The sequence below is a fragment of the Bradyrhizobium sp. Pha-3 genome (assembly GCF_042258325.1).
Taxonomy (GTDB): Bacteria; Pseudomonadota; Alphaproteobacteria; order Rhizobiales; family Xanthobacteraceae; genus Bradyrhizobium; species Bradyrhizobium elkanii.
This window is the reverse complement of the sequence record NZ_CP170151.1, coordinates 2,410,761-2,433,700: the sequence shown is the minus strand read 5'-3', so window position 1 is coordinate 2,433,700 and position 22,940 is coordinate 2,410,761. Positions and strand designations below refer to the sequence as shown.

Genomic DNA, 22,940 nt, shown 5'->3' with positions numbered 1-22,940 from the left:
TTTGACCGACCCACGGGGCGTATCACGCGTTCCGGCAGGTTTGCGCCGATGATGTCCGCCCTCCGCTCGGCGTCACCCAACTTTACGTATCGGACGAAGAAATCGGTAGCCCGACCTCGCGGGCATTGATCGAGGCCGAGGGCCGCAAGGCCAAGTATGTGCTGGTGACCGAACCCGCGCGCGAGGGCGGCAAGATCGTCACCGGACGCAAAGGCGTTGCGCGCTTTGAGGTCTTCGTCAAGGGCACGCCGGCCCACGCCGGTGCGCGCCCCGAAGATGGCTGCAGCGCGATCCGGGAACTTGGCAATGTGATCCAGACACTGGAGGCGATGAACGATTTTAAGCGTGGCGTCACCGTCAATGTCGGCGTCGTCCGTGGCGGCAGCAAGTCCAACGTGATCGCCGAGGAAGCCTATGCGGAAGTCGATATGCGGGTGCCGACCATGGCTGACGCCGACGAGTTGGTTCCGAAGATCCTCGGCGTCACCTCACGTACCCATGGTGTCACCGTGAAGGTTATCGGCGGATTGAACCGGCCACCGTACGAAAAGCGCAACGCCGGCGCCGCACTTTACGAACACGCCAGAAGCCTTGCTGCCGAGCTCGGCTTCAAGCTGCTCGATGTATTCAGCGGTGGCGGCTCTGACGGCAATTTCACCGCGCCGCATACCGCAACCCTCGACGGTCTCGGCGTCGACGGCAAGGGCGCCCATACGCATTATGAGCAACTCTACATTTCGTCGATCGAGCCGCGCGCCCGGCTCCTCTATCGCCTCTATCAGACGCTGCAATGATCTTCGCTCCAGTGGAGCCGACGACCGCGACGTGCACCAGATGACGGCACGCTCGCACAATCGCGCGGCTCGCTCGAACGGCGCAAAGGGGTCAGCTACCATCAGGCCGGCTTGTCGAACACAATCGTCGGATCTCGCCCTGGGCTTGCCGCGTCAGCGCCCGACAGATGCGCAGTGAAGCATTCAATAAGGCACAGCGGACGTTACATCCGCTATGGCTGCGAAGACGACGGATGCCCGATCGCGAACGCGCGGGCTTTTCGACAACAGCCTCGTCGCTTGCGAACCTCGTCTCAAGCGACTTTCTGACGCAGACCCTGGCGCAGAATTGCGGTCGACACGACACCGCTTGGCAGCGCCTTACCGGCAAACCTGAGAGCTTTGGCATGCTCCGCGGGTTGCCCAAAAGAGCTTGAATCGCACGTAACGTTAAGTTGTACGATCCCTAAATCGCCGCGTGTCTCGTCTGCCGTCAGAATCGTGAAGGATTACGAATGTCTCACCTCGTCAGAACATACGCTGAGTGTTGGTCATGATCCTCATTCCCGCCAGCAAATCGGTCGAGATGCTATGCAGCGAGTCTTGATCGCAGTACCGCGGCTCGCAGGTAGTTGTGAACGCCCCGGCATTCCAGAACCAATACTGTGCGGCTGCCCCAAAGCGAGGCGCCAGCGAGACGGTGATGCCGGAAGGGATCGGCGTACACCTCGATCCCGAGCCCTCGCAGGGCGCCGCCGCTTCCCGCATTTGCAACCGAACGGCAAGACGACCGCACCGAACTCACCTCGGAGAGCCAGCATTTGGTTCGATTCACACCACTTTCCCGATGCTGGTGGAAGCTTATCCTCGCGCAAGTGTGCGACGGCCCATGCGACTGCGTATCTTTTCAAGAAACTTGAGCTGCAAGTGTCGCTCGGCGTGACTGGCGCGGCATCGGAAGAGATGGCGCGATATCGCGGAGCAGCAAGTTGAAAGAGCCGGACGGCGTCAGGAAGGTCCTGCTGATCGACCACATTGAAGGCCAATGCCGAGCCATTGTCGGCTTCAAAGATGGAGATCCAAGGTCGGCATATATGTGCGGCGAGCCTGTATGTCAAAGACCAGGCAAGAAACAGTCGTCATGGTGCACCTATCACTACGGGCAGATGCACACGACTGCTTCCGAGCAAAACAGAGCAAGTGGATCAAGTGCCTGATACCTCGAACAGTGTCGATCGTTCGCTCCCCATGACAGCCATCAAGAACCGCTCCGTCCTGCTCGGGCCGCGGGATCGTAACCTGGGTAATGGGTACCCGAAGCACTCAATCGAGGTCTGGCGAAGTAGATCCGAACTCCGGCTGAACTACATCGGAACCAGCGTCTCTTGCGAAGCTCACGGAGGATGAGTTTGGATCTCTGCACATTGATTGAGCGCAACGCTGCGTATGCCCCCGACAAAGCCGCGCTCCGTTTCGAGGGACACGCTCTGAGCTACTCGGGCTTCAATCGACGGATCGGGCGTGTCTCTTACGCCCTCAAGCGCCAACTCGGCATCAAGAGGGGTGACCGGATCGCGATCCTCAGCCTCAACCGGCCTGATTATCTGACATTGCTCTATGCCTGCGCGCGGCTCGGCGCAATCCTCGTTCCATTGAATTGGCGCCTTGCGGCCGCAGAGCAGCTTTTCATTCTTTCCGACTCCGGAGCAAAAGTGCTCGTGCTTGAACAGGCATTTAACGCCGTCTTGCCGGCTCTGACGCGGCAACTTCCCGATACCTGCCTCGTCGGCCTGGACTTCGCGCCGCCCGGCGGAAGCAAGTTGGACGACGTTCTGGACGAATGCTGTGGTGACGAACCCACTCCAGATGCGGATCTGTCCTGCCCGGTTCTGATCGTCTATACTTCTGGCACGACAGGGCGACCTAAAGGCGCTGTGCTGCGTCAGGACGCGTTGCTGTGGAACGGGGTTATGAGTCAGCACATGCATGACCTAACCTCGACTGATCACGCCCTGACTGTTTTGCCGCTCTTCCACGTCGGCGGCCTCAATATCCAAACGACGCCCGGTTTGCATCATGGCGCGACGGTAACTATCCAAAGCCGCTTTTCGCCAGAGGCAACGTTTGATGCATTCGAGCATGACCGACCCACACTTGCAGCCCTGGTCCCTGCCATGATGCAAGCGCTCACGGACCATCCGCGATGGGCAAGCGCGGATTTATCCGCGCTCAAAGCAATCTGTACCGGATCGACGATGGTACCTCAGCGCCTTGTCGAGCGCTTTGCGAGGCGCGGAGTGCCAGTCTTACAGGTTTATGGTGCGACCGAGACCTCTCCCATCGCGGTCTATACCAAGCTCGGCGCAGATCTCGCACCTGACGGCGCAAGCGGCCTGCCTGGCCTTTGCTGCGAAGCAGCCATCATCGATGATGTGGGCACCAAGTTGCCGCCCGGGACCCCAGGCGAGATCGTAATACGTGGACCCAACGTCTTCTGCGGATATTGGGGCGATCAACAGGCAACGCGTGAGGCCTTTAGTGATGGTTGGTATCGCACTGGTGACATCGGCCGCTGCGATGCCGACGGATATTTTTGGGTCCGTGACCGCAAGAAGAACCTGATTATCTCCGGCGGAGAGAATATCTATCCGGCGGAAGTGGAACGTGTGCTCATGGGCCATCCGGATGTCGCCGAATGCGCCGTCGTCGGTCGACGGGACCCACGCTGGGATGAAGTCCCGATCGCCTATGTGGTCAGGCGACCCGGGTCCCGGATCGCAGCCGAAGCGCTGCTGACGCATGTTCAATCGCAGCTCGCCCGTTTTAAGGTACCGCGCGAAATCATATTTACGCACGAACTGCCAAAAACGGCGTTGGGCAAGGTCCAGCATTTCATGCTGAAGGAGCTCGATACGCAGTCAAGCCCGGAAGGAGACAGCGATTGAGAACCGCGGATTGGTTGGCCGTAGTTCCCGACTACACCACAGGAGATATCGAGGCAGCGCAACACCGCCTTCCGGTCGGTACCTCCATACGATGCGTCGCGGCGAACTCATCGTCGCTGGCATGGTGGTCTATGCTTAATCACGCCAGGCGTCTGGGAGATTGTCGTTGCCTCGGATCTTAATCATGAATGCCGGGACAGCTCAAATGTCCGGTGGCGATCTAACAGCAACTCAACTGTCCCTTTCCGCCAACTCCGCATGCCGGTCTGCCTGGTTTGCACAGGAGGGTGACCTAATAGTCTCTCCGGTAGCAATCCCGGCAGACCTGCTATCCTTCATCGGCGCGACGCTCAATTTCGATGCCTCGAGTCTCTCGACGCTTGTGCCTGACGACGCCCGTGAATCGCTGATTCTCAACGATTGCACCCTGCTATCCAATGCTTTCGTCGAGCGACTCAACAGCCATATTCGCCAGAAATCAACTTGGAGAATATCTGCCTGCTACTCTAGTGAAGGCGTAGCGCGCTTGGCGGAGCTGCTTGGCATCCCGCAGAGCGGGGACGAATTCGCTTTGCAGCGAGGGCCGGATCTCTTGAACCGCAAGAGCCACTTCCGTCAATTGGCGACAAGTGTCGCGCTCCCACTGCCCAGTGGATGCGCGACCACAAACCCAAACGAACTATTCAGGGCGGTCACCTCCTTAAGGTCAGAGACCGGCAACGTGATCGTCAAGTTGGATAATGGAGCGGGCGGAGTCGGCAATGTTATCCTGACCGGCAACGAAAGTGGAGCACTTCCTGGGGCGAGAGATACCCGAACGGTTGCTTGGCCATCGTTTGATCCTCAAGCACTTTGGTCTGAGATGATCACAGCATCCTGCAAGACATTGGTCATTGAATCGTACCACTTGGCTCGCGCTCCGTTCTATCTTGAGTATGAGATAGAGGAGGATGGTTCCATCGTTTTCATCAACAGTGGAAGCATCCGTCTACGTCGCAGCGAAGACCGATCCGAACGAGCGCTCATCTGGACAGGGCTCGAGCTTCCAAGCGACCTGACGAATGAGCAATGGTTGGCTGCACAGGCGCACGCCTACCGATTTGTCGAGCTGGCGCGAACCTTGGGGTATCGCGGAATGATCAACATTGATGGCATTTTCGCGAGCGACGGCCGGCTTTTCTTTAACGAAGCGAACGGCCGGTGGGGCGGAGGGTCAGTGTTACATAGTATTGCCGTCCGGCTGCTGGGCATCGATTATTCCAGTCGCCACGTCATTTCTTCCGTAAGAAACGTTCCATTATGTTCTCTCCAGGCCGCGCTTGATCGCTTCGTCAGGTATGGATTTCTATTCGATGGCACACGCAAGGAGGGCGTGATCCCGCTTGCCGTCGATCAAGAGGCAGGCACCGTGGAGTGCCTGGTGATCGCGCGCGATAGGTCAACTGCCCGCGATCTGCAGCACCGGTTATTGGCAATGGCCAACTGAAATCACAGACCTCTTAAACTCCTCCATTCGTTCGAAGCCCCCCCGTATCCGAAACCTGTGCTTGACACCCGCTGCTGGGAACGTCAGGGGAGTGGTTGCCTTTTTCGCTCGAAGTAGACCAACCGTGAACTTCCGAATTAGGCAGCGTCTGCCAGAAGCTGGCCCGCGTCCTCAACCCGTTCGAAAGCCGTTTCCGCTAACGGTCCTCACAGGCCGTCAGCAGTGTTTTCGATGATCCGGCGATTCGCGCCGCCGCGTTTTGAACAGAAGTACACCAGCGATCGGCGCTCGCCAGCGTGCACAGGCTTCACCTCATGTCGGATCCTACATGTGGTGACAACCACGGCCCCAAACGGCGGTCGAAATACCTGCTGTTCGTACGCGTTCGGATAGACCACGAACTCACCCCCCTCAAAATCCCTCGCGAGTTGCACAATCACGGAGTACTCGAAGTCAGGGTCGCTCTCAGCGTCTAAGTGGATGCCAACGAACGAACCGGGAGGCAATCGATGCATTTGGCATCGGCGAATCACGTAATCTGACGATGCCCCCAAGATCTTCTTCAGCGCAAAGCTGCGGTCTTTCCTCTCAAGCAATTCGATGATCTGCCCCGGAGCTTTGCCATGCACATTGGTCGGAGGGCGGCCCGGCGGATCTACCCTCACCCGCTTCACGAAGACATTGTGCGAGTCGCCGGCATCTCCCACCCGCACCTCTTCTTCGGGAATCTCCATCTGGAGCTGATCGATCCTCGCCAAATCATCTTGGGTGAACAATGTCTGAGGGGCGATTACGACCGTACCCTTCACCAATAGCTCTATACGGTATTTGGTGAGAGCCTCTTCTGAAAGCAGACGAGATCTATCGTTCATTGCGCGCGCCATGCGACTTCACTCCAAGTTTGATCTTAACTGGTGGCTTCCCAATCCTCGCGCGTCGGGCGGAACGCTTCCTCCCAATGCTCGCCATCGAACTCTTCTATTGTTATGTTTTCGATCGTTCTCTTATCCAAGCACCGAATGTTTACGCTGAAACCCGTGGGGTTCGATCGCGGTCGATAGAATGGCTTTACGCCGCAAATCCGGCAAAACGTGTGACGAGCGATATTCTTGTTAAATTGATATGTATTGAGAAACTCTTCGCCACACTCAATTCTGAGCTTATCGCCGGATACAAGCAGGTGCAGAAACCCGGACATTTGGCAGATGGAGCAGTTGCATCGAACTGCGGAGAGCTCTCGCGGCGCTCGGACGTAGAACTTGACGGCACCACAATGACAACCGCCGTGATGTTCGATCTCCGCAAGACCATCTTCCTCAATTGAGACAGTTTGCAGCAGATCGCGGCACCACTGTAAGCTGAGCCGATAGGCTCGATCGAATTCATCCAAAAAACGACGATTGCCGTCAGCAGGCACAACTTCGCGAATGAGCCGGGTTGTCATTTCTCCGTGATACTTCTCGGCGGGATCCACGCCGCCGACATGAGTGCGGAAGTACTCCAGATCGTCAGACTGCGCATCAAAGGTTTTGACCAGAGTGGTCCACAGTGACTGGATCATTTCCGCAGCATGCAGCTCAAAAGCGACCATGTAGGCGCAGCGCACGACCGGATCTTTCGCTGACAATCCGGCATAGAGGGAATGCAGGTACCGCTTCGTTGTGGCGCTATAATTCGGCTGTATCGTTCTACCGAGTAGTCGCGATGCATCCTTTCTCAGCAGGTTTGAGTGGAAATCTTCAGTCGCCAGAATATCGGGTAGCGCCGTCTTGCCGCCTCGCAGAACCCGGCCATAACCGCCCGTCTCATCCCAACAGATGAAATTTGCGACCACGCTGGTTAGTTCAACATCCCTAGGAAGGTCTCGGTTGCGACGCATCGCATCAAATATGAGATCCTTTTGCGAGCCTGCCTGCAGGTAAGGGAACGCCTGTGACATCGCCAAGTATTCCGGCAGCAAGCTCGCAACTTGGCGTTTAGACATCTCCGCAGCGAACGGATGCAGGCCAAACAGATTTCGCGCTTGCTCAGTCAAGTACTCGCAGACTATCTGCGAAGGTCGATCCAGTTGAACTTGCGACGCTTGAGAAGGCCTCATTTGAATCCTAACCGTGGAGAGAATGATGTTTGAGGAGCACTTTCGAAGGCCACCAACTTGGTCCGACGGGTTTGCGGTCGCGTTCGTCATACAGGCGAACTGCTCCCAACCATCTTTGCGGTCCCAGGCAGGGCCATCAGGGATCAGTCCTGTACATGAGCGCGTCGATAGGAACATGTCGGTAGATTGAAGCCACCACCCTCTCGCGTTGGATTTCCCTCCACGAGCAATCCAATCCCGCGAATGACCAAACGCGCCATCCATCATTTGCTGACTCATGCTGAATATCGGCGTCCGCCAGGCCAAGGAAGCCTCGCCTGACATGCGCAGGCGGCACATCCGGCCAGCTCGACGCTTTCACCTGCGACCTGTCGTGGACGGATCAAGCATCCACGGTTGCTATTCACTGCCTGCTCATCGCATCCCCTGCGGACTTGATTTGGCATTGCCGAGACGAACCACATCCAGCGGGCTCTTCGAGGCCTGCAGCTACAATCTACGTGACATTGCGGCTGCCGGCCGAGAACGATTGTCTCAAGGCAAAGGGACCGCCGCTGCCATTCGCCCGTTCTGCGTGCACTCGTCCAATATCCTGTGTTCCTGCACGCTTGTAGCAATTGCTATGCCAACCTTGCACTACGCGGGTCAATGTCTGAGTACGAACCGGTAACTCAATGGTAGTGTTTTGAATCTGGCGGGAATTTACGCGCAGTTAGAAGCCGAACAGTGAAGGCGCGTTACCGAATCAGCCGATACCATCCGCGGTGGACACAGAGCTAGTGAAACGCCAAAGATTGCGCGCACAGCTACCTCGTAGGTGACCGAGCGGAACCTCATGCCTTGATTTCGTCTCGAGCAGGCGGGACTTCTGGCGATTGATGTCGGGAGCGCTTGCGTCTCCAGGAACGAATTCAAAATTTGTGCACCAATGGAGCGTCGCCGAAAATAAGCCGAAAAGATCAGGCGCCTTCCGGTTGGTCGGTAATCTCTCTAAGAGAAAATCACGGCCTGATTGCAATTGGGCTGGCGTGAGGTTTTCCGCAACCGGCCATTTCAGACGGGAAGGAAACTCGCTGTGTCACAAACGCTCGTTCAGCAAGCGACAGTCAAATCGCGGATCAACGCCATTCTTCGTGCAACCAGCGGCAATTTTCTCGAGCAGTTCGACTTTTTCTTATTTGGCTTTTACGCCAGCGCCATTGGGAAAGCTTTCTTCCCCTCGGACAACGAAACCGCCTCATTGCTCAACACCTTTGGCGTGTTCTGGTTGGGTGCCTTAATGCGTCCCGTGGGGGCGATCGTACTGGGAGCCTATATCGACAGGATCGGCCGTCGCCAAGGCCTGATCATCACGTTATCGATCATGGCGGTCGGCACCGTGATTATCGCCTTCTGTCCCAGTTATGCGACAATCGGCATTGCCGCCCCCATCATTGTTCTAGCAGGACGACTGTTGCAGGGATTCTCCGCCGGCGTCGAGGTTGGCGGCGTTTCGGTCTATTTGGCGGAGATCGCGACCCCAGGCAATCGCGGTTTCTATACCTCTTTTCAATCGTCCAGCCAGCAGGTCGCGATTTTTGTCGCAGCGATCGTGGGCTACCTACTGAATGAATCGATGCCGCTCGAAGCCGTCGCCTCCTGGGGTTGGCGCATTCCGTTTTTTCTCGGTTGCCTTATCATTCCTCTTATCTTTTTCCTTCGTCGGACGCTGGAGGAGACCCCAGAATTTTTGGCGATGAAGAAGCATCCCACGGCGCGCGAGGTCTTTGCCTCGGCGCTCGTCCATTGGCACACGGTCGTTCTCGGGATGATGATGGCGATCCTGACCACGACGACTTTCTATTTCGTCACCGTCTACGCACCGACGTTCGGCAAGACCGTCTTGAAGCTGTCCACCCAGGATGCGCTCTTGGTGACCCTCCTGGTCGCGGTGACCAACTTCATCTGGAATCCAATTGGCGGTACCGTTTCCGACCGTATCGGCCGCAAGCCAGTCCTGCTGGCCATTGCCGGCCTTGCGTTGATGACCGCCTATCCGGCTTTGAGTTGGTTGGTAAGCGCCCCCAGTTTCGGCAAGCTGCTTGCGGTGGCGATGATGTTCTCGTTCTACTTTGGCACCTACAGCGGGACTATGCTGGGTGCTCTCGTCGAGATCGTGCCTGCGCATGTGCGCACAACCTGCTTCTCCCTGGCCTTCGCTTTCGCGGCGGCCCTGTTTGGTACGTTTACGCCACTCGCCTCTACTTGGCTCATTGAGCGAACTAATGACAAGGCTTCACCCGGATTCTGGCTGATGTTTGCAGCTGCTCTCGGTATCATCGCGGTACTCACCATCTATAGGGGAACCCCCAAGCCATCGAGAGCTGAGAAGCCTTCGCTTCGGAAATCGCCCGAGAGCGCTTTGGGCGTGCAAACAGCATCTCGCTAGCACGTGATCCTAACCACTGACGTGTCATACGGCCTCGATCGATGCGCAGAGCCAGAGTTCGCTCAGCGTATCGACGCGGGGCTAGGAGCCGTATCGCATGTCCGACATTGTCGGAAGCCAGACACGAGCGATGACTGCATATCTGACACTTTAAAAGTAAGCTGTTAGAGTGCCACGTCCTCGGTGATCCGCGTACACGGCAAATCACCATCCAACATTGACACCAGGCCTCGGCGGGCGCTGGATGTCGGCTGTGAACGTTGGAAAGTCCAGGCCTGGAGACCGCCTTGTGGACAGCGGACGGTTCCATCATCGCGGATGTGCAGCAGGTTGGGTAGCAGCAGCAGGCCGTGATGGACGTTGTCGCCGTCCGGAATCCGTGCCCGCGCGACAGTCCGAGCTGTATCGTGGTATAGAACCCCGGCACCGTGTGCTCGGATCGATATCGTCCTCGACGTCGCGCCGTCGTCGGCCCGGACCGATCGGGCGCCCCCTCGAGGGTGTTACTGATGTCGTTGCGGCGCACGCGCGCGCTGGTAACGCGGCAGAATAGCCGGTGAGCATGGGAGCGCTTATGGCGGCGGGATGCCGATTGACGCGAGCCTGACGCGATCGCTTGATGGTCTTCAAGCGGCATCGCCGCTGACGTCATCGAGATGCAGCCTTATGACGCCGTACTATCCGGCGACCTGTGCGGTCCGATGGTGCACCATCTTGCACTATTCAGGCGGGGCAGTTTGCGCCGCCGCAGCCTCGTGGTTTGCTCGGACACGATGCGCTCCCGCACATCGGTCAGCGGACTGCAGGTCGACTCACGGATTTTGCCATGTCCAGGAGCGACGTCGGGCCGCTCAGTTCTCGACCGCCTTTGCTGCCGCTGAACAAGGCAATGCGTCTTGTAATCGGACGCATGGAACGCGCGACGTTCACCGCCATCAATTCTCTAGGCTGGAGTTGACCGGCCTGCAGGACCGCCCTGTGTCGGATCCCGCTTCTGCTCCGCCATATGCGATAGTCGTCACCGCAGGGGAATATCTCTGTACCGAAGGCCGCAACCGCTAATCGGCAGTCTTCGATGACGCTGCTCAATCAAGTACGACAGCCATGTCAGCATTCCGAAATCAGCATCTTCTGATGTCGCGGTTGTTACGAAGGCCGGGCTCAAAGAGCGCAAGCTACCCGGTCGCAATGAGACCGGGATTCCATCTGATGGCCATACAGTTCCAAAGTCCCTTGTGAGGATGGCTGTCCGAATGCAAGCGCTTTCCTTGCCGGAGATCCTCCGCTGGCAGTTTCGACAATCACATTACGCGAGAAACACAACCTTTCCGCTACTTCCGTGCTGGCCCATATCCTGCATCGCGTGCAAATGTGAGACAAGAGAGCACCGAAGATGAGAGTTACGTTTGCGCCTTTGCCGTCAATCGACGATACAGCAGCCGGTGTAGAGCCGGCGACGACGATTAGCAACCTCGTGGAGACGAAAGCGTGTAGCTCTTGCGTGCGTTGGCCCCGCCGCTCTTGATTTCGTTCTGGCCTGCGCATCACGCGTTTATGTGCGCCAGCACATCGATGTCGAGCGATGTTCGTGCGCGTCCGGTGGCAACCAACACGTTTGGCGCTGGTTTCGCAGCTTTGAGCGGCTTCGGATCAACCCGCGCCACCACTCTATCGCGCGAACAGACCCTTAGAGTCGAAACCAATGCCACTCGCGTGCTGACAGATGAATGCGCGCCAATTCTGACACGAGGTGCTTAGACGTGCCCGACAAACTGGATCTTCGAAGTTTCAAGCTACATTCGCAACGCGATGCCGTGCTCAATGAAGTGCATGCGCGCCCGTTTATGCAGCTTATTCCTCCATTTAAGGTGACACACTTCGCATTTCTTTCGCAGGGCGATGCGGCCGCAAGCGATCGCCGCGCCTTCGTCACGTTTTGTCGAGAGCGTGACCTTCCAGCTCCGCAGCTCTCAGCGAAACATCACCAAATCGACATCGGGCCCGTTGTGCTTCGCTGGGAGCAGCATGCCGAATTCGCAATCTTTACCTGGATAGCGAATGGCCCGTTCGCTCGACAGAGCGGCGACTCCCAAAGTGCGGTTCACTCCTTGATGCGCAACTTGCGGCAGGAAGGGCAATTGCTGGTCGCAATCAAGCTGGATGTCGAGCAGCACGCCGCCCCATTGAGGCGCGCCGAACAACTTTTTGACAAGAGCAGCCTCGCCATGGCCCGCATAAAGGGCGGAGCAAGTGTTATGGCCTCGGATTTTCGAGTCGACGAAAACGGTTTCACCAAAATTCTTGTCTGCGACCTCGGGCTGACGCCGCACAATCTTGGTGCACTGGTGCAGCGGCTGCTTGAAGTTGAGACCTATCGTCCGTTGGCGCTGCTTGGTCTGTCGGCCGCTCTTGAGCTTGGTCCATTTGTCGATCGCATTGACAGACGTCTCGGCGAGGTGCTCGAAGAAATGCAAGGCGCGGAGGGATTGAAGCTCAACAACCATCTCCTTGCCGAACTGACCGCGTTGGCCGCCTCTTTCGAGCGAGGCGCGACCGGAAGCCTGTTTCGCTTCGGCGCCAGCAGAGCTTATTACGAGCTAGTTCAATCCCGACTGTCCATCATCGAAGGCAGTGAGATCACGGACTATCCCACATGGTCGTCGTTCCTGGCGCGCCGGATGGCGCCTGCGATGCGAACTTGCGAGACGACCAAGGATCGTGAGGTAACTCTGTCGGTCAAGTTGGCGCGCGCCGCCGATCTGTTGCGAACCCGTGTCGACGTTGAAATCGAACAGCAGAACCGCGACCTATTGCACGCTATCAATGAACGCACCGGACAACAGCTTCGGCTGCAGTGCACGGTGGAGGGATTGTCGGTCGCGGCGATAGGATATTACGTGGTCAGTTTGTTTGGCTACCTTGCCAAGGGAGCGCACGATGTTGGTCTCCATGTAGAACCCTCTTATCTAACCGCGGCGTGCGTGCCGGTCGCAGTCGGGGTGATCTGGCTGGTTAGTTACAATGCACGAAAGCGACACCTCAAGCATCGCGACGGGCCGTCCGTAACGGACAGGTAAGCATCATTTAGCTGATTGACAACAGAGCTTGACGGCAGACATGCCCGACCCACGTGGCAACAGTTTTCACCAAGTCGTCGGCGGCCCAGATAGAGGTGATCGCCGACGGGAGGATTGCGCTTCAGCTCCGCTGATCGGTCGGCGCCAGGCTCTACACGTCTCCGTGCAATGTCGATGTGACCGGATGAGAGGCAAACCTTGACGCGTTCAGGACCGTAACGCTTATCGTCGCCAAGACTCCCAGGTCAAGCATCGCGGGCTAGCGCCGCAAGATCAGTTTCGAGCTTCGGTTGATGCTTAAAAATAGCATCAATCAGCGCCTGCGCTGGTTGCTCGGCAGCCTCAACCAGCGCCGCTTTCTCAGCCCGTGCAGAGGGAGCGAAGACTCGCTTGACGACGGTCGGCGAGCCCTTAAGGCCGCATTTGGAGACGTCCTCGACGCCGGCATCGTGCGCGCTCCATTTCACGATTGGTGCACGCGCAGCACGCAAGGCATCGGCCATCGCGCCGCGCCGAATCTGGCAGGTCCCCTCCAGCATGGTGATGAGACAAGGCAGCCTCGTGTGCAGCACCTGGACACCACCTTCGGAGCGTCGCTCCGCTTCAATTGTACGGGCAGCGAGGTCGAGGGTTTTGACCTTGGCGACGTAGGTCAGCTGCAGCACACCCAGCCGTTTTGCGACGCCGGGACCAACCTGCGCGGTATCGCCGTCGATGGTCTGCTTGCCGGTAAAGATGAGGTCTGGCGGACCATATTCCTTGCCAATTTTTCGGATGGCGGTTGCCAGTGCATACGTTGTGGCCAAGGTGTCGGAGCCGGCAAAGCAGCGATCGGTGAGCAGTACGGCGCGATCGGCGCCGAAGGTCAGCGCTTTCCGCAAGGAATCTTCCGCCGATTGCGGCCCCATCGTCAGCACGGTTATTTCGCCGCCGAACCGCTCGCGCAGCTCGAGAGCGGCCTCGAGCGCGAAGAGGTCATATGGGTTAATGATCGTCGGCACACCCTGACGCATGATCGTATTGGTCACGGGGTGCACGCGGATCTGCGCAGAGTCCGGAACCTGTTTAATGCAGACGACAATGTGCACTGAGTTGCTCCAAAGGTTGCGGTAGCTGCGAAGAGAACAGCAAGTGTTGTACCACAGCGCCCGATTTTGGAATCTGTTAGCTGCCACAGAGGTTTAGATGGGTAGATCGCCCCTCCGGCCCGGTGTTCTGGACGAACGAATATCGACACCCGTCGCAACTGCGACAGCGCCATTCCGTTCCGTCCGACCACGGCGCGGAGCCGTGAGCTTGCAAGGCCCACATCGCGACTCCTGCGCAATTCAAGCTGCAGGTCCGGTCGCGCTCCGGAACGGCGCCAGTATCGACGAGATCAAGGCGGCCTGCTTCGCGCGACGGCATATTGCGGCATTCCTGCAGCTCTTGAGGGGTTCAAGGCAGCACAGGAGATCCTAAGGACCGAGCACAGCCAAACGAACGATGAGGTTGCTTATGCAGATCCCGATCGCGCCAACGGGAGCCACCTGCCTAACTGCTCCCCATGAGCCTCGATCTGCTGATTCAGGCGCCCCCACAGCCTTTGATGTTGGCGGGAGCCGCTCCCGGGAAAGACCATCAGCCCAAGCTTGGATCAGCCCTCAGTCGCTCTTGAGTGCCTGCCGAGATTCCATCGTAAAATCGTAAATGCGATTGTGGATGGCTGACAAAGCAAAGTCCTCGGTCGAAATCCTCCGGCGTGATATCGCGAGCACCATGCAGCACCCGATCTCGACACCGTTGGAAAATGCTTCGTAGAACAGTACGCAGTTGCCGACAGTAAAGCTCCGAATTTTCATCCCCAGCTCGGGCCGCTGGCGGCCCGCCGTGGATTCTTGGCAAGCATCTGAAAGGCATTGCCGATACGATCGAGCAAGCGATCCGCAGCCGCAGTGTTGTCCGATGCGATCAAGAGCCAGATCTCCTCCAGGTCGGTCTCGGCCTGGGGCCGCCTGGTGAGATTACCCGCCATGCTTCCCGGCTTTCAGCCGTTCGCGTCCGCGGGCCTTAATTTGTTCAACCAGTTCGCCGGGCTCAAACGGTTCTGCCGGACCGCTTTCCAAGCCTTCCTGGATAGCGGTACGCAATGCCTCAAGCTTCGCCTTGCGACGCTCCTCGCGTTCTTCAACAAGGCGCAGTCCCTCCCGCATTACCTCGCTAGCGGCTGCATAGCGTCCGCTATCGACGAGATCCTTGATAAAGCTCTCGTAGTGTTTGCCGACGGTATAACTCGTGGCCATAGGCACGCCTCCTCGCCTCATAATATATTACTTTATGCTCTAAATACCGCGCTTTGATCCGCCAGCAACGTGAGGTTGTGGAGGGACGGAGGCAAACGGTGGGTAGGTGACGAAATCTCTTGGCTCAGTCTATCTGAGGCGGTTTTGCTAGCGTCGACCAACTTCATGTGATTGAGCCATGAACTACGATCAAGAGGATCGCAAGCCGATCAGGAGAAAAACCATCAGGACGACAATGTGCGAAGCTTTAGGCCGTGGCCGGCGAAGTCCCACTTGGCGACGTGGTGGTCAAACTGGCTGGCGAATTGATCCCTAGCCAGGCTCAGAAAGCCCGCCCTCATTGGGAAGGTGCAATCTCAGAACGCACCAACGAGCATTCCGAACGGCCGGACCGACATGCGCAAATGCTGGCGCCAACTACAACGCTGGTCGGTCCTCGCTTCGATTTGGCCGTGGCTCTCGCACGCGCGAGTGGCGATGGCATGGCAGGGCGAAGCCTTACCATTAACGATCTGTGCAAGCTCCTACCGCAAGTCGATCCAAAGGACGTCGAGAAAGCCGCTTTCGATCTGGATGCCCTGGGTTTGACCAGCATTCAGCGGTCGTTCGGTGAGCACTGGTGGCTACGGTTATCCCCCATCTGACGCGGTCATCCTTGCACCGTCGCCTGCAGCGCCATGGAATCAGCCGCCCGCCCGAGGTCGTCGGTGCCAAGCCTGCCAAGCAGCCTTTCGAGGCCTAAGGGACGGGACCGTTGGGGAGACAGCACGGTCACGTTTCGGAGGAGCTGGCGCGCCGACCCTGAGCGTCGGCTCCTCTTTTGGACCTTGTGTGAGTTAGGCAACAGTCGTCCCTCGGCGTACCTGCTAAAGAAATGACGTTGGGAATTTCAGGGCCCTAGCGCTGGGAATGACAGGGCGCCGCCGGGACAAACCATTTCGGGCCCGGCGGCGTAATTTTTGAGATTTACCGCGCTGACGCGCGAGAGGCGTCTCGAGATGTCTGACGACAAGATTGCTGTAAAGACCGTGCTGCTCGCGCTGGCCATCGGCATTGCGGTATGGGCAACCACGGGAGCGCCCGAGCCGGGCACAAATTCGCCGTTGCACGTCGCCACCAGGCGATGAGGCCCTACGGGGCTTGGGAGGATTGGGCGCGGTCGCTTTAGGTCGGCGTCATTCGAGCGGTAGAGAAAGCGCCGGCAGCGGCCTATTGCCCTGCTCGCAACCTGTTCGCCCCTTGAGCAGTAGAACTGGCGTTGAGGCATCCGCGGCAGTCCGGCCCATGAAATGGGTCAGATTAACGCCCGATGACCACTCCACATAACCAACAGCCGAAAAGGCAACCGCTCCCACGATGAGAATACTGAGTACTGAAGCGGCGGCTGCCGACGCCAAGCTTTGGCTGCTGAAAAACGGCATCACGATTCTCCGACACCGAGCTGCCACCCGCTCGTGCATTAGGCCAACTCGCGATGATCGAGTGTGAACCGCCTCACATTTCACGGGCAGTTGATGCCGAGGTCGGACCGCCGATGCCAGTTCAGGGCCGGCGGGCCAATTTTCGTTGATTCAGATCCTGGCCGCGGCCCAGTCGGGCAGACGATCCGGAAGCGGGCTGTCGAGCAGGCCGGCGACAAGCACGCCGAAGGCCGCTCCTTCGATGGCCTCTTCAGTGAACTCGACGTTTGCGTCCCATTCGAAATGGAGGACCGCTGAGGCCGTCGCCCGCATCCCCTCGATGGTCGTGGCGCGATTGTAACCATTCGCAGCTGATTCATGGCGTCCTCAAAGGCTTCTTCGGCCGCGGTATCGTCAACACCGATCTGGTAAAGCCGGAGAGTCTCCTCGCTGGCGGCATCGAGGAGGCACGATATTTCCACGAAGCTGCGTCCTTGCTCGATCAGTTCGGCTCGAGATGTTTGGGCAAGGGTGACGCCCGTCCGTGTTCTCCAGCGCCAAAAGCCTGTTCGAGCGGGAGCACCCAGGACCGTTCCCGGGGAAGCGTTCTGCCGTTAGCAGGCCTACAGGCCGATCAGCTGACGGGTGTCGCTGCAGAACCTTGGGGTCACTCGTTTGCCACGGCCAGATACCGCTGAGCCCGTCATAAGCATTCGGATGAAGCTCTGCTTTCCAGCATGCCGTCGCCCACGATTAACTGTTTGAGCGGTTCTAGTCCGCGGCACGATCGAGTGGAATCGCAGATGGAAGCATAGTGAATGCATATGGACGGCGACTGCGGACCAACGGAAGGCCGCGCAAGAAAGGAGTAAGGCGATGGATACGGCAGACAACGCCGACGCGGTGACCACTTGCGCATGTACTGTGATGCACCGAAGATCGATATCCCCGAGGCTTTCCACAAATGATAGTGGATGGCTTTCCACTGGCGGATAGGTTGGTCGCGGGGAGAATTCGCCATATTCCAGCTATCGGGGGGAGGCAGACCTGCTTGATCCCCTTCATGCCAAAACGGCGTCGGCAAATCTCGCACCCAGCTTTGAGTCCCACGACTCTGGGTCGACAAATTGTGTTGGGGGCCCGGGTCGATCCGCCGCAACCTGCCCCTTGCCCACTGCTCAGACCGTATTTGAAGTTGCTCCCGATTGGCGCGCGCTAGTCTTTGAACATGGCGGATAACCTGACGCTCGTCAGCTTATCGACAGCTGAGCTTCCTAGCGTACGCCTCCGTTGACGGCCGCCTTGTTTGACGGAGGCAAGCGCTGCAGGTCCTAGGGGGCATCCTGGGAGAAGGGCTATGACGATTTCGCGGGCAGAGGTGATCACATCGGTCGAGCCTCGGTGGTCGCGAGATGAGAAGGAAAGCTAGTTGCAGCATCGCTCGAGCCGGGAGCGACTGTTTCCGAGGTGGCTCGCATGGCCGGCCTTCATGTGAGCTAGCTGTTCAGGTGGCGCAAAAAGCTTGAGCCGCCTAGTCGGCTGAGACAAGACATGCCATGGAGTTCGATGAATACAGAACGGGCCCAGCCTCGCGCCGGCATACCTTTCGAATCCGAAAGCACCGAGCCAACGTCTAGGGCCGCCGGGCAGTCCCCTTCGTGCCTGACCCAGTGGGCGTCAGCCCTGACGCGGTGGGCGACAGGAGCGGCCGCCGCCGACCTCGTCTCGTCGCAGGACCGCGTCCTGGCGACCTGGGCAGCGGAAGAGGGGCAGGGCGAAGACGAGAATCGGCAAGAGGGGGTCAACCGGACGAGGGCATGGCGGGACGAAGGTGATGTCGGAGACGAGCTGAATTTGTCGTCATTGTCCCTGACCGCCTTGCCAGCCTCACTCTTGCCCAGGCTCCGGACCCTCAATGTCATCGGCAACCAGTTGAGCAGCCTGCCGGCCCGGCTTCCGGGCGGACTCCGGGACCTCTACGCCTCTGACAACCGGCTGACCAGTCTGCCCGCCCTTCCGAGCAGGCTCCGGCACCTCCACCTCATGGCCAACGAGCTTTCCAGCCTGCCGGCAGAGCTGCCATTTAGGCTCCGCAGCTTGACTGTCGATAGCAACCAGCTGACCGATCTGCCCGCCCTTCCGGCAACGATCGAGGAGTTGTCTGCCAGCAATAACCAGCTGACCAGCCTGCCCGATCTTCCAGCCAGGCTCCGCCGCCTGGACGTCAGCGAAAATCAGCTGACCAGTCTGCCCGATCTTCCAGCAAGGCTGCGGTACCTGGACGCAGGCGACAACCAGCTGACAAGCTTGCCTGGCGTTCCGGCCAGACTTCGATACCTGGACGTCAGCGAAAATCAGCTGACCAATCTGCCAGAGACACTCCCGGTCGGCCTTGAAATGCTCGGCGCCAGCAACAATCAGCTCACCGGCCTGCCCGCGACCGTGCTGACGCAGCTCGGCAGCGCGTCCAGCATCGATGTGCGATCTAATCCGATACCGGGCCCAGTGCTGGCCGATTTGGCGTCAGCCACGCGCGGCCCGGATTATGCCGGCCCGCAGGTCTTGCTGTCGATGCCCCTACAACCGGTGGAACATCAGCCGCCACTCTTGCACGAGGTTGTTGCGGATTGGCTCGCGGACGAGCCCGGCGCAGTGGCCGCCTGGCAGGGCTTCGCCGAAGAGCCGGGTGCGCAGGACTTCGCACTCTTTCTCGAAAGGCTCGCGGGCACCGTGAACTATGGTCATCAGGCGTTCCGCGACCAGGTGGCCGAGAATCTGCTACAGGCCGCGATGAGGCCGCGGCTGCGCGAGCAGTATTTCGAGCTGGCCAGTGGAGCGACTGCGTCCTGCGAGGACCGCGTCACTTTGACTTGGAACGGTATGCAGACCGCACGCCTGAACGCTGATGTCAAGGATGGGCTTTATGACAGTCAGCTCGACCAACTGCTCCAACACGGCCGTGTCATGTTTCGTTTGGAGGCGCTTGACGATATCGCACGCGAGACGGTCCGCTCGCTCCGTCGTGCCGACCCGGACGCCAATATCGACGAGATCGAGGTCTATCTTGCCTATCAGACCCAGCTACGGGATCGGCTGGAATTGCGCCACATCGCCCCTGATATGCGCTTCTTGAATCTCTCTGACGTCACGGCGGACGACGTTGCCCGGGCTGAGACGTCGGTGCGGGAACAGGAAGCGGCGGGTTTCGCGGATTTTCTGGCAACGCGCTGGGAGCCTTGGGATACGGTGGTGAAGCGGATCGCCCCCGATGATCATGCCGCGATGCGGGACCGGCTTGCCGATGCAATGGAAGATGAGTTTCCGACGCGCTTGAACGAACGACTCGCGGAGCCTGGCCTGACGGATGATGTCGATGCCCGGCGGGTGGTCGGAGCCCAGATCCTCAGCGAAATCGCCTGCGAGATCAAGGGCGAGCTGATGCATAAGGTTCTCCGGGAGCAGGGCCTCGAGCTCTGATCGATGCGATAGCCGCTCCGATCCTGCAGTCTCGTTTGGTCGTTACGGGACGAGCGATTGTTCAGGTCGCATGGATGATGCAGTTGCCGTCTGATGACCACCTCCGACCACCTCGGCGTGTTGTTCGCTCGCCGGCCGTACCTGGGAAACCCGCGATTCTAAACTAGCAAGCGATGCCAGAGTTCAAGGTCATTGCTCGCCTGGATTACGACGAACAGACCACGTTCGTCCGTGCAAGGCTGTGTCAGGTCACGACTGGCATAGCCTGGGTTGAACTTGATCACGCGCAGGATACTTCGACAGCGCGGCCAATGCCGCTTCATGATTCGCTCGCGTCGTAGCCGATGTCGCTCTCCGCCACCGGATCAGACTCCATCCGGATCCCGTTTGTGACCGCGAGCGGAGCGCGCTGGTGGCAGCGCAGAACGCCTTGCCGAATCTCCGTTCCCATCGGCGCAAGATTTCATAGCTCACTCGACGCCCAGCGCCCCCTGCATTCGTCGACAATGCGCAAGCTCAAGGGAAACCGGAAATACAACCAAACGCTATATCCGATCATTTCCGGTAGGAAGTAATGGCGACGATAAACCAGGGCGCTCGCCGCAGAGCTACCGGGCCGGAAGGCTGCCACTGCTGACCATCCGATAGGGCGGCGCGCGGCTCACCTTCTGAATGTCGACGATCCAAAGTCACTTCGGCGCTCTCGGCCCGACACCATGCCCGAGGGAAGCCGATGACGTAAGCGTGACGGAAGAGATCGGAGCCAACTTCGCCCCGCCCGAGCGCGAGCAGCTACGCTGCGGCTTCGTCAGCTTCTCGAAAGCTTGCTCTGGTAGGATGTCTGCTCAGGTGATCTTGGACGTGAGGCTGGGTGGACCCGCACAATCGTGACCCCATCCAATGTAACAGTTTGGTCGCAGCTGCAGCATGCCACTTCGGAAGAGCAGCAAGAGGGGCCGGCGAGGCAATAGACGTTTGAGCCGTCCTTGGCGACGGCGCTCCCAGCCAGTACCGGTACCTGTCCTCATCAGTCTGAAGAAGACCAGCGCCGCATTGATGACGCGACTGGTAATGCTATGGCTCGGAATCAAAGGTGCACATTAAAGCAGTACCACCGAACTTCGCCGATTACGGGCATGTTCTCCGCTTTCGGCGTCAAGCGTTTGATCTAAGCAAATCAGCAATCCTATCGCTCACGTCAACGAATTCTACTAATCGAACGATGAGGCGCCGTTGAGCAATCTTCGCGTTTGCTGCGAGCCAGCTACTCGCAGTGCGATTCCGCCCAGCCCCCCTCAGAGGACGACGAAAGTTTCTTTAAAATGATGACTCGTGCCGATAGACGCAGCGAGGCCGCCCTTGACCAGTATCACCCTGCTCTTCGCAGATTCTCCGAGGCACTTATTCTTGAGAGCCAGACGATATCTGGACTGGACCACGACTCGCGGATCAAGTCCGCTCGGAGGCTGTTCCCACGCGACAAGAATCTCATCTCCGCGTTAAATTTGTTTCGTGCTGCGGAGCTATGCGCAAAATTCGGTTCGTAATACGGAGCGTGCCTTGTCCGGGCGCTTCGAGCGGGCAGCTAAGCATTGCAGCCTTGGCGGAGCAATCTTCTATGGTGATTTGCCAGCTTCGGTTGGGTTAGGCGACACGGCACGTGACCACCTTATGGCAATTCAAGAGCATGTCGCTCCGATGGAAACTCGCTATTTCCGTGGTGTTGGCAATTAACCCACCGTCCGAGCCAGCCCGGGGCAATCGGCTCGCTCTGTCCGAAATCAGATGACGGACGATATTCAGGTACGGCGCATCGGCGCCCGACGAAGTGGATAAGCGTTTGGAGCGTCTAGCCGACATCCTCATTGACTGCATCGCCCACGGCAACTCGGTCAGCTTTCTGCCACCGCTAACTCGACGACGTGCGCTGGTGTACTGGCGTAGCGTCGCGGACGCGGTTTTTTGCAATGGATGCGTGCTACTAGCTGCGGAAGATGGCGCAGGGGATTATTTTGCTGCTCGGGCAGCCGTTGGATGAAGTGTGCGAGCCAGGCGAACGACCGCCATAAACTTTCGTATCGTTAAGTGACCCCCTTGAGGTGCCCAATTTTTACCAAGGTTCAATTGAGCCGCTGATCACGATCCTCTTAGCTGCATGCGCGGCTGGCCACAGCGACATCTCATTCGTCTTCGCCGGCTTCGTCAACTGATAGCGAATCGGGAGGTCGCGAATTCTATTTTTCGTCGGAATGACAGCATTTGCCGAGACGTGGATAGAGATACTGATGGAACCATTCGAGCTTGCGTGGTGCGAGTTCGAATACCAACGGGCTCTCAGATGCCTCGAAGCGAGGGAAAACAGGGCGAACGACGTCTGATCCATCATGCGGGAGGACCTGTGGCCAAACACTCTATGACAGCGCACGGCCACGCGCGCCACGAGCGGCGATACAGCGATCGAAAGCTCGCTCAAAGAATTAAAGAATTAGCCAGCACGGTCCTAATCAGAAGACCATCACCAAGCAGCGTAAGGCGGCGTCGTGCACGATGCACCGACGGGTTGCAAGACCGTCCGCTCGATTGAGGAAGAGGCAATCGTCGTTGCCTTTCGCAAGAACAACCTTGTGAGCTGCAAATTTATCGAGAATTTGGGCGCCCTTGCGCGATGAACACGGTACGCAATCATGTTGGAGCTCCGGTAGAAATACGGGAATGAAGCTGCGCCGGCGGTAAGCATGCTCACAAAATCCATGACAATTGAACTCGCGCTAGTTGTGGTTCGGTCGATATTCTGCCAAGCGTAACTGTCGGAGTGACGGATCCCTGACCTAGAAGGCAGGGACCTCTCGATCGTAAGGACGGGTCGCCAGAATGAATAGTCGTCCGTGAAGATCGGCTAAGCGATTGAGGCAGAATCGCATTTGCTGGTGTGGACTGTTTTTGGATTGCAAGGTTTTGATGTTTCGAGCCTCGG

At 58.3% G+C, this 22,940-nt stretch carries 14 protein-coding genes and 2 pseudogenes; 9 read left to right on the top strand and 7 right to left on the bottom strand.

The window, feature by feature from the left end; translation table 11 throughout:
- Positions 1-17 precede the first annotated feature (17 nt).
- The 3 genes and pseudogenes from ACE10X_RS11430 to ACE10X_RS11420 all read left to right on the top strand — a co-directional run.
- Positions 18-794, top strand: a pseudogene (locus ACE10X_RS11430) (M20/M25/M40 family metallo-hydrolase); the annotation flags it as partial.
- Between the two features lie 1,388 nt (positions 795-2,182).
- Positions 2,183-3,718 (top strand): class I adenylate-forming enzyme family protein, encoded by a 1,536-nt coding sequence (locus ACE10X_RS11425; RefSeq protein ID WP_026192383.1) that lies wholly within the window; start codon positions 2,183-2,185, stop codon positions 3,716-3,718.
- Between the two features lie 184 nt (positions 3,719-3,902).
- The gene (locus tag ACE10X_RS11420) at positions 3,903-5,204 is read left to right on the top strand and encodes a peptide ligase PGM1-related protein (RefSeq protein WP_240536980.1); all 1,302 of its coding nucleotides are present in this window, start codon (positions 3,903-3,905) and stop codon (positions 5,202-5,204) included.
- Positions 5,205-5,410: 206 nt separating this feature from the next.
- Here ACE10X_RS11420 and ACE10X_RS11415 read toward each other — a convergent pair whose 3' ends face one another.
- A complete protein-coding gene (locus tag ACE10X_RS11415) occupies positions 5,411-6,088 on the bottom strand; it encodes a 2OG-Fe(II) oxygenase (RefSeq protein WP_016842020.1) in 678 nt (225 codons plus the stop codon).
- Between the two features lie 23 nt (positions 6,089-6,111).
- Positions 6,112-7,581 carry a GFA family protein gene (locus tag ACE10X_RS11410; RefSeq protein WP_233475859.1) on the bottom strand — a complete coding sequence of 490 codons (1,470 nt, stop codon included), beginning with the start codon at positions 7,579-7,581 and terminating at the stop codon, positions 6,112-6,114.
- 796 nt (positions 7,582-8,377) lie between these two features.
- Between ACE10X_RS11410 and ACE10X_RS11405 the strand changes: the two genes are divergently transcribed.
- Both ACE10X_RS11405 and ACE10X_RS11400 read left to right on the top strand, forming a co-directional pair.
- The gene (locus ACE10X_RS11405) at positions 8,378-9,730 is read left to right on the top strand and encodes an MFS transporter (RefSeq protein ID WP_016842022.1); all 1,353 of its coding nucleotides are present in this window, start codon (positions 8,378-8,380) and stop codon (positions 9,728-9,730) included.
- A gap of 1,760 nt (positions 9,731-11,490) precedes the next feature.
- Positions 11,491-12,807, top strand: a complete 1,317-nt coding sequence (locus ACE10X_RS11400; protein ID WP_026192381.1) for a DUF3422 domain-containing protein — start codon at positions 11,491-11,493, stop codon at positions 12,805-12,807.
- A 245-nt stretch (positions 12,808-13,052) separates the two neighbouring features.
- On the opposite strand, the gene ACE10X_RS11395 is transcribed toward ACE10X_RS11400, so the two are convergent.
- From ACE10X_RS11395 to ACE10X_RS11385, 3 genes are all read right to left on the bottom strand, one after another.
- Complete coding sequence (locus ACE10X_RS11395; RefSeq protein WP_026192380.1) at positions 13,053-13,895, bottom strand: electron transfer flavoprotein subunit beta/FixA family protein; 843 nt, start codon at positions 13,893-13,895, stop codon at positions 13,053-13,055.
- A gap of 749 nt (positions 13,896-14,644) precedes the next feature.
- Positions 14,645-14,821 (bottom strand): type II toxin-antitoxin system RelE/ParE family toxin, encoded by a 177-nt coding sequence (locus ACE10X_RS11390; protein WP_016842027.1) that lies wholly within the window; start codon positions 14,819-14,821, stop codon positions 14,645-14,647.
- The gene (locus ACE10X_RS11385; protein WP_075968511.1) at positions 14,811-15,089 is read right to left on the bottom strand and encodes a type II toxin-antitoxin system ParD family antitoxin; all 279 of its coding nucleotides are present in this window, start codon (positions 15,087-15,089) and stop codon (positions 14,811-14,813) included. The genes ACE10X_RS11390 and ACE10X_RS11385 overlap by 11 nt, the downstream gene beginning before the upstream one ends.
- A gap of 254 nt (positions 15,090-15,343) precedes the next feature.
- Between ACE10X_RS11385 and ACE10X_RS11380 the strand changes: the two genes are divergently transcribed.
- From ACE10X_RS11380 to ACE10X_RS11370, 3 genes and pseudogenes are all read left to right on the top strand, one after another.
- Positions 15,344-15,733, top strand: coding sequence for a hypothetical protein (locus ACE10X_RS11380; RefSeq protein ID WP_225163822.1), 390 nt, complete (start codon positions 15,344-15,346; stop codon positions 15,731-15,733).
- A pseudogene (locus tag ACE10X_RS11375) lies at positions 15,721-15,828 on the top strand (IS481 family transposase); the annotation flags it as partial. The gene ACE10X_RS11380 and the pseudogene ACE10X_RS11375, both read left to right, overlap by 13 nt.
- A gap of 259 nt (positions 15,829-16,087) precedes the next feature.
- Complete coding sequence (locus ACE10X_RS11370; RefSeq protein WP_256438835.1) at positions 16,088-16,216, top strand: hypothetical protein; 129 nt, start codon at positions 16,088-16,090, stop codon at positions 16,214-16,216.
- Between the two features lie 48 nt (positions 16,217-16,264).
- On the opposite strand, the gene ACE10X_RS11365 is transcribed toward ACE10X_RS11370, so the two are convergent.
- Both ACE10X_RS11365 and ACE10X_RS11360 read right to left on the bottom strand, forming a co-directional pair.
- Positions 16,265-16,510, bottom strand: a complete 246-nt coding sequence (locus ACE10X_RS11365; protein WP_129964890.1) for a hypothetical protein — start codon at positions 16,508-16,510, stop codon at positions 16,265-16,267.
- A gap of 150 nt (positions 16,511-16,660) precedes the next feature.
- Positions 16,661-16,822 carry a hypothetical protein gene (locus ACE10X_RS11360; protein WP_016842032.1) on the bottom strand — a complete coding sequence of 54 codons (162 nt, stop codon included), beginning with the start codon at positions 16,820-16,822 and terminating at the stop codon, positions 16,661-16,663.
- 1,233 nt (positions 16,823-18,055) lie between these two features.
- On the opposite strand from ACE10X_RS11360, the gene ACE10X_RS11355 reads away from it, so the two are divergent.
- Entirely contained in the window at positions 18,056-19,966 is a 1,911-nt protein-coding gene (locus ACE10X_RS11355) for an NEL-type E3 ubiquitin ligase domain-containing protein (RefSeq protein WP_018270203.1), read from the top strand.
- Positions 19,967-22,940: the final 2,974 nt, after the last annotated feature.

Bases quoted from the DNA above. Each gene is read 5' to 3' on its own strand.
- ACE10X_RS11420 (WP_240536980.1), top strand. From the start codon at position 3,903: ATGAATGCCGGGACAGCTCAAATGTCCGGTGGCGATCTAACAGCAACT.
- ACE10X_RS11415 (WP_016842020.1), bottom strand. From the start codon at position 6,088: ATGGCGCGCGCAATGAACGATAGATCTCGTCTGCTTTCAGAAGAGGCT.
- ACE10X_RS11410 (WP_233475859.1), bottom strand. From the start codon at position 7,581: ATGAGTCAGCAAATGATGGATGGCGCGTTTGGTCATTCGCGGGATTGG.
- ACE10X_RS11390 (WP_016842027.1), bottom strand. From the start codon at position 14,821: ATGGCGGGTAATCTCACCAGGCGGCCCCAGGCCGAGACCGACCTGGAG.
- ACE10X_RS11385 (WP_075968511.1), bottom strand. From the start codon at position 15,089: ATGGCCACGAGTTATACCGTCGGCAAACACTACGAGAGCTTTATCAAG.
- ACE10X_RS11370 (WP_256438835.1), top strand. From the start codon at position 16,088: ATGTCTGACGACAAGATTGCTGTAAAGACCGTGCTGCTCGCGCTGGCC.
- ACE10X_RS11365 (WP_129964890.1), bottom strand. From the start codon at position 16,510: ATGCCGTTTTTCAGCAGCCAAAGCTTGGCGTCGGCAGCCGCCGCTTCA.
- ACE10X_RS11360 (WP_016842032.1), bottom strand. From the start codon at position 16,822: ATGCGGGCGACGGCCTCAGCGGTCCTCCATTTCGAATGGGACGCAAAC.
- ACE10X_RS11355 (WP_018270203.1), top strand. From the start codon at position 18,056: ATGAATACAGAACGGGCCCAGCCTCGCGCCGGCATACCTTTCGAATCC.